General features: G+C 62.3%; 8 protein-coding genes. 7 read left to right on the top strand and 1 reads right to left on the bottom strand.

Translation table 11 applies throughout. The features are described 5' to 3' along the window. The first annotated feature begins 146 nt into the window (after window positions 1-146). Entirely contained in the window at window positions 147-1421 is a 1275-nt protein-coding gene (locus tag IEX97_RS12340) for an HD-GYP domain-containing protein (protein WP_188883411.1), read from the top strand. A gap of 88 nt (window positions 1422-1509) precedes the next feature. Here IEX97_RS12340 and IEX97_RS12335 read toward each other — a convergent pair whose 3' ends face one another. After that, window positions 1510-2970 carry a helix-turn-helix domain-containing protein gene (locus tag IEX97_RS12335; protein WP_188883410.1) on the bottom strand — a complete coding sequence of 487 codons (1461 nt, stop codon included), beginning with the start codon at window positions 2968-2970 and terminating at the stop codon, window positions 1510-1512. Window positions 2971-3141: 171 nt separating this feature from the next. On the opposite strand from IEX97_RS12335, the gene IEX97_RS12330 reads away from it, so the two are divergent. From IEX97_RS12330 to prfB, 6 genes are all read left to right on the top strand, one after another. Then, entirely contained in the window at window positions 3142-3996 is an 855-nt protein-coding gene (locus IEX97_RS12330; protein WP_188883408.1) for a DegV family protein, read from the top strand. Continuing rightward, window positions 3993-4772: a ComF family protein gene (locus IEX97_RS12325; RefSeq protein ID WP_188883407.1), complete on the top strand. Its 780-nt coding sequence runs from the start codon at window positions 3993-3995 to the stop codon at window positions 4770-4772. Before IEX97_RS12330 ends, IEX97_RS12325 begins: the two co-directional genes overlap by 4 nt. Before the next feature lie 21 nt (window positions 4773-4793). Beyond that, window positions 4794-5210, top strand: a complete 417-nt coding sequence (locus IEX97_RS12320; RefSeq protein ID WP_188883406.1) for a TIGR03826 family flagellar region protein — start codon at window positions 4794-4796, stop codon at window positions 5208-5210. A gap of 55 nt (window positions 5211-5265) precedes the next feature. After that, complete coding sequence (gene hpf, locus IEX97_RS12315; RefSeq protein ID WP_188883404.1) at window positions 5266-5832, top strand: ribosome hibernation-promoting factor, HPF/YfiA family; 567 nt, start codon at window positions 5266-5268, stop codon at window positions 5830-5832. Between the two features lie 199 nt (window positions 5833-6031). Beyond that, entirely contained in the window at window positions 6032-8422 is a 2391-nt protein-coding gene (gene secA / locus IEX97_RS12310) for a preprotein translocase subunit SecA (protein ID WP_188883402.1), read from the top strand. A gap of 69 nt (window positions 8423-8491) precedes the next feature. Then, window positions 8492-9650 (top strand): peptide chain release factor 2 gene (gene prfB, locus IEX97_RS12305; protein ID WP_229776889.1). Its coding sequence is split into 2 segments (ribosomal slippage): window positions 8492-8557 and window positions 8559-9650, totalling 1158 coding nucleotides; the frame shifts between segments, so codons are not numbered across the junction. Window positions 9651-10199 lie beyond the last annotated feature (549 nt).

Below are 10199 nucleotides of genomic sequence, written 5' to 3'. Positions count from 1 at the left end.
GCGCAGGTCGTTTCCATATCTGATCAAATTTACAAATGATCGCGCTTTCATAGAACCATATATAGGGAATCCGCGTCAGTCCCATCATTCCCGCAAGTCTTCATTCTGATTTCCAGTTCACCAAACTGCGACGTGGCGCGGAATCTGTGTTCGTGCATTTAGGCGGTGCCATTGCCTTCAGTGTGTTGACCAATCTCATCGGCTTGACCTACCGCGATTACTTCCGCATGGTCAACCACTTCAAGGAACTCGCCATTCGCGACGAACTGACCGGGTTACATAATCATCGTTACATTCAGTCGCAAATCGATGAACTGCTTGCCAATAAGCAACCTTTCGCGCTGCTGATGATCGATATCGATCATTTCCGGCAATACAATGAGACGTGGGGCCATGTCCAAGGGGACGAGGCGTTAAAAGAGCTCGCGTCCGTGCTTCAGGAGCACCTCGGCGAGGGTGAGGTGGTGGGCCGTTACAGCGGCGAGGAGTTCATGTTCATCCTTCCCGGCAGCACCATCGATCAAGCCAAGGCCAAAGCGGAAGCGTTGCGCGCGGCGGTGGAGCGCCATCCCTTCCCCGGGGAAGAGCAACTGCCCGACCGGCGCATCACCATCAGCGTGGGGATTGCCCATTACCCGGAGATGGCCGAGGAGAAGCGCGAACTGCTGATGATGGTGGACGACGCCCTCTACCGGGGCAAGTTCACGGGCCGGAACAAGGTGTCGTTGTACACGTCGGTCCTTGAAGAGATGAAAAAAGAACTGGCGATGAATGAGAACGACCAGGAGATTGTGAAGACCATCAAGGTCTTCCTGAACATCCTCAACTCCAAAGACCGCTATACGTTCGCGCATACGGAGCGGGACGTTCTGTACGCGGTGGCGCTCGGCAAGCGGTTGGGGCTGTCGGAAGAGTCTCTGCGCTACCTGCGCTTTGGGGCATTCCTGCACGACATCGGCAAAGTGGAAATCCCCATCGAAGTGTTGACCAAGCGCGGCCCGCTCACGCATGACGAGTGGGAGATCATGAAGCAGCATGTGGAAATCGGCGTCAATATCGTCAAAGCCATCCCGAGCCTGGCACCGTGCATCCCTATCATCCGTCATCATCACGAACGGTACGACGGCACCGGGTATCCGGACGGCCTGCGGGGAACAGAGATCCCGCTCGAAGCCCGCATCCTCACCATCGCGGACAGCTTCGACGCCATGACCACCAGCCGTCCCTATCAGCGCAAGCGCACGATGGAAGAAGCGTTTACCGAATTGCGCTTTTGCGCCGGCCGCCAGTTCGATCCCGACTTGGTGGAACCGTTCATCGAGGTGGTGCGCGAGATAGGGCTGTTGTCGGAATCGGGCGAGGATGCCGGGGCCGCGAGCGGTGCGAACGGCGATCCCGCACCTGCGAAAGGTACGGTTTGACCTTGTCGCTGTCGTACCGCGATTCGCGCTTGCGAACGGCCAAGTCCGGGACAAACCGGACGCCTGCCCGGATGGTACCGTCGTGCGGTCAGCGCAGGATGAAACCGAGCGGAAATTCTGCCATCTTTCCCGCCAAGGCGAACAATTCCTCTGACCGTTGCAGGGCCAACTCCGCCTGTCCTGTCGCTGCGTACAACTCCACAAGCCTGGCCATACACTCCGCTTTCCATGACCACTCGCCCGATCTCGCTGTGTCCGCAAGCGACTCCCAAACTGCGGCAGCTTCTGCCAGTTGGCCGGACGCCTGCAACGCCAAGGCGCGCGCCCGGTGCAGGCGCCGTTCACTCCGTTGCAGCCGCTCATCATCCGCTGCTTCTTGCGCATAATCGGCCAGAATGGATGCACACCGGTCGAGGCGCCGCAACGCCACCTCATGCTGCCCGGAAGCGAGCAGGGATTCGATGGCGTGCAGTTCCGCTTCGAGGAAGCGGTGGACGTCCGCGGCGATGGCGGATCGTGCAGCCGAGCGTTCGACGTCCCACGCCGGTTGGCCCATGCTTTCCTCCATCTCACCGGCCGGGTCGTTTGCATCCGCACCTTGCCCCGAGTGGTCCGCGATTTGAGTGGCCGCCGCTTCCTCAGAAGAATGCACCGGCTGCGTTGGCGCCAAGGAGGATGCGTGGGCGCCGGATCCTGCCGAGCCGGCCACGGCCGTGAACAGGATGTACAACTGCAGCCAGGTGCCCGCTTCGAGCACTGCGGCGGCTTGTTCCACCAAGGTGCGCGCTCGTGAAGGTTCCCCGGTGCGGAGGGTATGTTGGGCCTCCTCCCACAGTCCCAAGGCCAATTGGCGCACGTCGCGCAAAGGATGGGTCCACGGTTGCACTTGCTCAATCACCGCCTGCGCGGCAGCTTTGTCGCCGGCGCGCAGGTAAGCACGGTGCAGGCACAGCGCGACGTCCATCCAGGCAGCCCGGATCTCGATGGGGGCATAGGCGGCCGACCGGCACAACACTTCTCCTAATTCAAACGCTTTTTCCCATTCGTGGATGGCGCCCGGCAGGTTATCCATGGCATACTCTACGTGACCGCATTCGGCGCAGGTATAGAACAACAGGCGTGGATCGCCGGCGCGCAGCGCTTGCTCGCGCAGTCCTTCCAACAACGGGATGCAGGCTTGGTAGTCCCGCAAACCGCGATACGCCCGGGCGAGCAACAGCTCGTATTCTTGGCGCACGAGTCCCGGCGAGCCTGGTTCGAGCCGTTGCAGCAGTTGGAAGGCTTCTTGCATACGGCCGGATCGCTCGAGGAGGTCGGCAATCTTCAATTGCACCGGCAGCGGGAACTCTTCCTCTGAAGGCGTGAGGAAATAGTCGACAGGTACGCCGAGCCGGTTTGCCAACTCGCTCAACAAGGCGAAAGAAGGTTTCGCACGGTCCGATTCGATCTGGCTGATCATGCTGGGCGTCACCAGGTTCGCCCCGAGGTCTGCCTGGGTCATCCCGCGCTGCAGTCGCACTTCGCGGATTTTCTGGCCGAGCGTCGGCATGTGTACACCACCCACTCCAGCGATTTGTCAGGACCACGTCGTCGCACCGTGCAGGAAAACGCCTGTGGCCGCCAAGACTATTTAGATAGTAACACACATCATTCGTGGCCGCAGCCGGGACGGCAGATACTTTTTGACGACTCTTATGTACTTTAGGAAAGAAGGGATGTCATGCGCATCGCATTTGTCACCGACAGCACCGCCTACCTGACACCACAACAGGTGGAAGCGTACGGCATACACGTGGTGCCGCTGACCGTCATCCTCGACGGCCGCGCTTACCGGGAAGGCGTCGACATCGACAACGCGACGTTCTACCGCCTGATGGCGGAGAGCAAGTCCTTTCCGACCACGTCGCAAGCCTCGGTCGGGGAGTTCGTCGCATTGTTCGAGCGTCTCTTGTCTCATCACGATGCGGTCATGTGCCTTTTGTTGTCCAGCCAGTTCAGCGGCACGTTCCAGACGGCGCAGACGGCGGCCCAGATGGTGGGCGGCAACATCTACGTCGTCGACTCGCGCATCTCGAGTTACGGCATCGCGGGCCCGTTGATCGACGGGGTCGTCATGGCGCGCCATGGCGCAAGCCCTGAGGACATCCTGGCTGTCTGGGAGCAGGAGTTGGCTGAGATGAACGCGTATTTTGTCATCGATACCTTGGAATACCTGCACCGCGGCGGGCGGATTGGCGGCGCGGCGGCGGTGCTCGGCTCCTTGTTGCAGATCAAGCCCATCCTCACCGTCCGGGACGGGCGGATTGAATTGTACGAAAAGGTCCGGACCCGCAAACGGGCGATGGAGTTCATGCTGGCGAAGTTTGCGGAGGCCGCCGCGTCCGGCCGCGCCCTGCAGGTCGGTGTGGTGCACAGCCAACGGGAAGAGGAAGCGGCGAAGCTGCGGTCCGAACTGGAGGCGGCGTACCCGCACATTCGGACAGACATCAGCGAATTGGGACCGGTCATCGGCGCGCACACCGGTCCCGGGGTGTTGGCGCTCGTCTACTATCCCCGGGCGGAGGCGGTACCGTGATCCCGGCCTATACACCGCGCTTTGCCGTTCGGAAGGCGTGGCAAGCGCTGCTCGACGCGGTGTTTCCGGAGCCGCCTGTTTGCTTGCTTTGCCAACGCGCCTTCGTGCCTGGCGGAGATGCCCGCCGCCCCATCCCGCACGATGGTCCGGCCATCTGTCCGTTTTGTCAGCAGGATGTGGCATGTCAACTAAGGGCACCGAGATGGGTGCGCCTGCACCTGCGCCACCTGCCGTCCGGCCGTGAGGCCGAGGTGGCCGTCTTATGCGCGGGCGTGCACGACGGCGGATTGCGGCAGGCGCTGCGGGAATGGAAGTATGACGGAGCCGTCGCGCTCACCGCGTGGTGGGCGGAACAGGCGGCGGCAGCGGTGCAGGCGGCCGGTTCGGCCATCCCGGTCCGGCCGGATGTGCTCGTGCCGGTGCCACCCAGCCGGGCCCGCTGGCGCGTCCGCGGCTATCATCACACGCTGCTGTTGGCGCGTGCCATCCGGGCGCACTGGCCCTTGCACGGAAGGCCGCCGCAGGTGGTCCCGTGCCTGATGCGGCGCGAGGACCCGGAGCGGCCGGATGGTTCGCAGACGGCGAAAGGCGCCCGGGACAGGCAGAGGTTGTTCGGGGCGTTCCGGGCGGTGGATGTACGCCGGGTGGCCGGACGGCACGTTTGGCTGGTCGACGATGTGCTCACCACCGGCGCCACCATCGCGGCGTGTGCGCAAGCCTTGTTCGCCGCCGGGGCGAAAGGGGTGGGCGGCATCGTGATCGCGCGTGCGGAATGAACCGCAAAGGGGGAGAGGAGCATGCCATTTGCCAACTGCCGGCGCTGCGGCCGGTTGTTCAACCGCGTGGGGCGCGACATCTGTCCGGCTTGTGTGGCGGAGGAAGAACGCGCGTTCATCAAGGTGCGGGATCACCTGCGCCAGCACCCGAACGTGACCATCACGGAGTTGGCGGAAGCCACCGGCGTGGACGCGGGCATCATCCTCGAGATGATCCGGGACGGGCGGCTCGTCGTGCGCGGGTATCCCAATATGTTTTATCCGTGCGAGCGTTGCGGTCAGCCGGTGCAACAGGGACGGTACTGCGCGCGTTGCGCGGACGAACTGAGCCAAGAGCTGCGGCGGGCCAGCCAGACGTTGAGCGATCGGGTGCGCGGTACGCGCGGGCATGGTTACTTCATATCAGGACAAGGTACAGGACAAGGTCCGAATGAGTGATCCCCGTCCTCCGTGCCCTCGTGTATAATGAGGGCACGAAGGGAGGAATTCCATCATGAACATCCACGTCCGTGGCGATCACCTCGAAGTGACGGACGCGTTGCGCGACTATGTGGCGCGGAAGATCGGCCGCTTGGAGCGGTACTTCGACGCCCCTCCGGAGAAAGACGTGTCGGTGACGATGTGGATCGAGCGCGGCCGGCACCGGATTGAGGTCATGCTGCAGGTGCACGGTGTGCTGTTTCGCGCGGAGGAGGAGTCGAACGATATGTACGCCTCGGTCGATCTCGTCGTCGACAAGCTGGAACAGCAGATCCACCGTTACAAGGACAAACTGAACCAGCGTTTCCGGGCCAAGGGGTTGCGCACGCGGATTCGCACGGACGCGGAAAAGGATGTGGCGCTGGCGGCAGGCGCTGGTGATGAGAAGCCTTCCCTGGCAGAACGCGTGGTACGGGTCAAGCGCTTTCCGATGAAGCCGATGAGCGTGGAAGAGGCGGTCATGCAGATGGAGTTGCTCGGGCATGACTTCTTTGTCTTCACGAACGCGGATTCGGACGAATTGAACGTCGTGTACCGCCGCAAGGACGGGAATTTTGGGTTGATTGAACCGTCCGAGTAACCGTTGCGGCCATGCGGGTGCCAATCGTCGCAACCATGCGGATGCCAATCCGTGATGGTACGGTGGCGGGCTGGGCGGCCGAGTGCCGTCCGGCTCGCCTTTTCTGTGTTGGATGGACGCGGGCTGCGCGGCGATGTACAATGGGTCGTTAGGAGACGGTGGGTTTGTGGCCCACCTTGGATGAGGGGCGTGACCTTCCATGGGACTCCTGAAGCGCATCCTGGACAGCAACGAGCGGGAAATCGCCCGATTGCGTAAAAAAGTGGATCGGATCAACGCGTTGGAGCCGGAGATGGAGAAGTTATCGGATGACGAGCTGCGGGGCAAGACGGTCGAGTTCCGCCAGCGTTTGGCGAACGGAGAGAGCTTGGACCGCTTGTTGCCGGAGGCGTTCGCCGTGGTGCGGGAGGCGTCCAAGCGCGTCTTGGGGAAACGCCACTTTGACGTCCAGTTGATGGGCGGGATTGTCCTGCATGAAGGCCGGATCGCCGAGATGAAGACCGGCGAAGGCAAAACCTTGGTCGCCACGCTCCCTTCGTATCTGAACGCGCTGACCGGTGAAGGCGTGCACGTCGTGACGGTGAACGACTACTTGGCCCGGCGCGATGCGGAAGACGTGGGGCGCATCCACCGCTTTTTGGGCCTCACGGTCGGGCTGAACGTGCACGACATGAACCACCAGCAGAAGCAGGAGGCGTACGCCGCCGACATCACCTACGGCACGAACAACGAATTCGGCTTCGACTACCTGCGCGACAACATGGTGATGTCGCTGCAGGAAATGGTGCAGCGGCCGCTCAACTACGCCATTGTCGACGAGGTGGACAGCATCCTCATCGACGAGGCGCGCACACCGCTCATCATCTCGGGTCCGGCGGAAAAGTCGGCGGATCTCTACTTTCGCGCCGATCTCTTCGTCCGCAGCTTGCAGCGCGACAAGGACTACGTCGTCGACGAGAAGATGCGCACCGTCAACCTGACGGAGGACTCGGGTGTGCCGAAGGCGGAGCGATTCTTCGGGGTGCAGAACCTGTTCGATCCCGACAACGTCGCGTTGATGCACCACATCACCCAGGCCTTGAAGGCGCATGCGCTGATGAAGCGGGACAAGGACTACGTGGTGCACAACGATGAGGTCATCATCGTCGACGAGTTCACGGGACGTTTGATGTACGGGCGCCGTTACAGCGAAGGGCTGCATCAGGCCATCGAGGCCAAGGAGGGCGTCCGGGTCCAGAACGAGTCGAAGACGCTCGCCACCATCACGCTGCAGAACTACTTCCGCCTGTACAAGAAACTGGCGGGCATGACGGGCACCGCGAAAACGGAGGAGAAGGAGTTCATCGAGATCTACGGCATGGACGTGGTGGTCATCCCCACGAACAAGCCGATGATCCGCAAGGACCTCGGCGATGTAGTGTACAAAACGGAGCGGGCCAAGTTCAATGCGGTGGTGGAGGAGATTGTCCGCCGGCATGCGGTCGGTCAACCGGTGCTCGTCGGCACCACGTCCATCGAGAAGTCGGAGTATCTCTCCAACCTGCTCAAGCGCCGGGGCATCCCGCATCAGGTGCTCAATGCAAAGCATCATGAGCGGGAGGCGGAGATCATCGCCAAGGCTGGCCAACGGGGCGCGGTGACCATCGCCACCAACATGGCGGGCCGCGGCACCGACATCATCCTGGGCGAGGGTGTGGCCGAACTCGGCGGCCTGCACGTCATCGGCACGGAGCGGCACGAGAGCCGGCGGATCGACAACCAGCTGCGGGGTCGTTCAGGACGCCAGGGGGATCCGGGGTCGTCGCAGTTCTTCCTCTCGCTCGAGGATGACTTGCTGCGGCTGTTCGGATCGGAAAGCATCAGCCGGTTGATGGAGCGCCTTGGCCTCGAGGAGGATCAGCCCATCGAGAACCCGATGTTGACGCGGGCCATCGAGCGTGCTCAGAAGAAGGTCGAGGCGAACAACTACGACATCCGCAAGCACGTCCTGCGTTATGACGATGTGATGAACAAGCAGCGCGAGGTCATCTACCGCCAGCGCAGGCAGATCCTCGAGGCGCAGAACCTGCGCCCCATCATCGAGGGGATGGGCAAAGACCTCATCGAGCACATGCTCGACGTATACTGCTCTGAGGAGCAGATCCCGGAGGATTGGGACATCCCGGCGCTCATCGCGTACGCGGAGTCGCACTTCCTGCAGCCCGGCCAGGTGACGGAGGAAGAGCTGCGCCGTTACGAGCGCGAGGAACTGCGGGATCGCCTGTTCGAGCTGATGCTCCAGAATTACGACCGCCGCGAGGAGGAGCTGGGCGACTTCTTGCGGGATCTGGAGCGGGTCATCGTCCTGCGCACGGTGGACGCGAAGTGGATGGACCACATCGATGCCATGGACCAGTTCCGCCAAGGGGTGCACTTGCGTGCCTACGGCCAGGCCGATCCGGTGGTCATCTACCAGAAAGAAGGCTACGAGATGTTCGAGGCGATGATCCACAGCATCGAAGAGGAGGTCATCCTCTACGTGTTCAAGGCCCAGATCGCCGCGCAGCCGGTGGTGGTCCCGTTTCAGTCGATCCCGGTGCAGGGCGGTTGACCGGCGCAGGGAGAGCGGGATCGCATAAGGTGATGGCGGTTGGGCAAGTCACAGGCAGAGGTGATGGACATGCCAGAGACGTTCGGTGAACTGCGCAACGAGGTGCAGAAAACGGCCAACCGTTTGGCCGAAATCGGGAGGTCTCTTTGACTTAGCGGGCAAGGAACAGCGGCTCGCCGCCCTGGAGGCGAAGATGGCGGCGCCTGATTTCTGGGACGACCAACGCGCGGCGCAGAAGGTGATCGCCGAGGTCAACGCGCTGCGCGATGTGGTGGAGACGATGCACAGCCTGCAGGCGGCCCAGGACGATCTCGCGGTGGCGACGGAGCTGGCTGCGGAAGCGGACGATATGGAGTTGTTCGCCGAAGCAAACCGGCTGCTTGCCGACCTGCAGAAGCGCCTCGAGGACTTCGAGTTGCAGTTGATGCTCTCCGGCGAGTACGACAAGAGCAACGCCATTTTGGAGCTGCACCCGGGGGCCGGGGGAACGGAGTCTCAGGATTGGGCGGCCATCCTGTTGCGCATGTACACCCGCTGGGCGGAAGACAAGGGCTTTAAGGTCGAAGTCATGGACTATCTGCCCGGTGAAGAAGCGGGCATCAAGAGTGTGACGTTGCTCATCAAGGGTCACAACGCCTACGGGTACCTCAAGGCGGAAAAAGGGGTGCATCGCTTGGTGCGCATCTCCCCGTTCGACGCTTCGGGGCGTCGGCACACCTCGTTCGCGTCGGTCGACGTGATCCCGGAGATCGACGACGACATTGAGGTTGAGATCCGGCCGGAGGATTTGCGCATCGACGTATTCCGATCGAGCGGTGCCGGCGGTCAGCACGTCAACACCACCGATTCCGCAGTGCGCATCACGCACTTGCCGACCGGGATTGTGGTCACCTGCCAGAGCGAGCGGTCGCAGATTCAGAACCGGGAGCGTGCGATGCGCCTGCTGAAGGCGCGCCTGTACGAGCTGAAACGCCAAGAGCAAGAGCGACAGTTGGCTGAGATGCGCGGCGAGTTGAAGGAGATTGCTTGGGGCAACCAGATTCGGTCGTACGTGTTCCACCCGTATTCGCTGGTCAAGGACCATCGCACGGGATATGAGACGAGCAACGTCCAGGCGGTGATCGACGGCGCCATCGATCCGTTCATCGACGCGTATCTGCGTTGGCAATTGGCGCTTCAGCAAGGGAAAGTGTCGGCAACCGAGACCGCGCTCGAATTGGACGTCTAAAGGGCAAACGGCGACATGGCAAATGGCCACGTGGCAAACGGCCAATGGCATACGGCGGTGCCCCGTACAGGGTGCCGCCGTATGCCATCACGGCGGTCACCTTCTCCCCCGGTTCCATTTGCAGCAGGCGGTACGCAAACTTGAAGGGGGATGGGTCGCAGGGAAAGGCCGCCCATCGCGATGCATGACGGCATGGATGGATGGATGCATGACGGCATGGATGCACGCTGATGGCTTTCTTTCGTTTCCCGTCACGCTTTACTCCGGCGAACCGGCGCAACGCACATATTGACGCCGGGGTTGCCAGGGTGATATATTGTTCAACGCCGCCGCCACCCGCGCGGGGTGGTGGCAGGTCAGCCGCCGGTTGCGGCGGTGTGCCAGCAACTTCCGCTTGCACATGGCGGGTCGGCTGTGGTAAGGTAGTCGGTGCCGCCGTCGCGCGGGGACGCGCCGGGACGGCGGGAGACGGCAGACACCGGGCATCACCGGGACCGAGGCGGGCAGCCGCGGGCAGCGGTGGTGCACGGGCGCGGTTCCTTGAAAACT

It is taken from the genome of Paenalicyclobacillus cellulosilyticus, from assembly GCF_014647315.1.
GTDB lineage: Bacteria > Bacillota > Bacilli > Alicyclobacillales > Alicyclobacillaceae > Alicyclobacillus_J > Alicyclobacillus_J cellulosilyticus.
The sequence above is the reverse complement of the archived record's forward strand: the minus strand, read 5'-3'. Positions and strand labels throughout refer to the sequence as shown.

Bases quoted from the DNA above. Each gene is read 5' to 3' on its own strand.
- IEX97_RS12330 (WP_188883408.1), top strand. From the start codon at position 3,142: ATGCGCATCGCATTTGTCACCGACAGCACCGCCTACCTGACACCACAA.
- IEX97_RS12320 (WP_188883406.1), top strand. From the start codon at position 4,794: ATGCCATTTGCCAACTGCCGGCGCTGCGGCCGGTTGTTCAACCGCGTG.
- IEX97_RS12335 (WP_188883410.1), bottom strand. From the start codon at position 2,970: ATGCCGACGCTCGGCCAGAAAATCCGCGAAGTGCGACTGCAGCGCGGG.
- hpf (WP_188883404.1), top strand. From the start codon at position 5,266: ATGAACATCCACGTCCGTGGCGATCACCTCGAAGTGACGGACGCGTTG.
- secA (WP_188883402.1), top strand. From the start codon at position 6,032: ATGGGACTCCTGAAGCGCATCCTGGACAGCAACGAGCGGGAAATCGCC.